General features: G+C 57.6%; 1 protein-coding gene. It reads left to right on the top strand.

The features are described from left to right. Window positions 1–1,544, top strand: a 1,544-nt coding sequence (locus L0H14_RS12475; protein ID WP_301421998.1) for an ATP-binding cassette domain-containing protein, incomplete at both ends; no start/stop codon positions are given.

The raw sequence follows: 1,544 nt of genomic DNA, 5'->3' as shown, positions 1-1,544 counted from the left end.
TGCTGCAGAACCGGCATCGAGCGCTTGCTGAGTCAGACGCACGCGATGATGGCCCCGTACTGGGAGCAGAACGCATCCTTTTACCCGCGGCGTTATCAGTGTTGGACGCGGTCAATGGTCTGGGACTGGGCCACCTCTCCATGGACCGGGCCGCCAATACATTATCTACCGGAGAGCTTCAGCGACTGCGGCTTGCTTCCCAGGTGCGCGAAGGACTCTTCGGAGTGGCCTACGTACTCGATGAACCCTCCGCAGGTCTGCACCCCGCAGAAAAGCATATGCTGTCCAAACTGTTTGAGCGGTTCATTGCAGAAGGAAACTCGGTACTGCTCGTGGAGCACGATATGTCGCTGGTCGCCAAAGCAGACTGGATCATTGATGTTGGCCCGAAAGCGGGTATCAGTGGTGGGCGGGTTATCTATTCCGGCCCCATCTACGGTCTAGCAGACGTCGAAGAATCGATTACCGCCCGATTCGTCAATGCTCCTCCGTTGCAGCTCAAAGACACCCCAAGTCGTGAGGCTACCGGAACGCTCCAGCTCGAAGGTGTGAACGCGCGTACCATCGAAGACCTTGATGTCGACTTCCCCTTGGGCCAGTTAACGGCGGTCTCCGGTGTCTCTGGCTCGGGAAAATCTACGCTGGTAACCCATGTTCTGGGCACCATTGTGGGTAACAGTGTTTCCACCACCGTGAGCGATGAACCGACGAATGACGATGCAGCCGATGCCGACGACGTGAAGGTGCGCGCCGTGACCGGCTTGGAACACATTCAGCGTCTCGTCCATATTACTCAGCGCCCAATTGGCCGCACTCCCCGCTCGGTGGTGGCGACCTACACCGGGCTGTTTGATCGGGTCCGAAGGATTTTCGCGGCCACCGATGAAGCCAAGCAGCGTGGCTGGGGTATCGGCCGTTTTTCCTTCAACGTGACCGATGGACGTTGTCCTGAATGTTCCGGGCTGGGACAGATTGAAGTTGAGCTGATCTTCTTACCCGGTTCTTATGCCACCTGTCCGACGTGCCATGGACAACGCTTCAAGTCTGAAATCTTGGAGGTTACTTGGAATGGGCACACAGTGGCCGATATTCTCGGTCTCTCGGTCCATGAAGCAAAGCACGTATTCGCCGAAGAGGCCACGATCCTGCGTGCACTTGAAGCGCTCGACGCGATCGGCTTGGGCTACATCACGCTGGGGCAACGTGCAACAGAGCTATCAGGCGGTGAGGCTCAGCGCATCAAATTAGCCACCGAGCTGCAACGCATCACCACCAAACACACTCTGTATCTACTCGATGAGCCATCGTCGGGGTTGCACCCTGCAGACGTGGCCTTGCTCAATGCTCAACTACACCGACTGGTAGACCACGGACACACCGTCATCGTGGTCGAACACGACCAATCCGTGATCGCTACGGCAGATCATGTCATCGATATGGGTCCAGGCGCTGGCGAATCCGGTGGACAGGTCATAGCAGCGACTACCCCCGCGGAGCTAGGCCAAGACCAGAACTCTACGACCGGACGGTACCTGGCACTTGAG

Origin of the sequence: Yaniella sp., from assembly GCF_030453185.1 — a bacterium.
Lineage (GTDB): Bacteria > Actinomycetota > Actinomycetes > Actinomycetales > Micrococcaceae > Yaniella.
The sequence above is the reverse complement of the archived record's forward strand: the minus strand, read 5'-3'. Positions and strand labels throughout refer to the sequence as shown.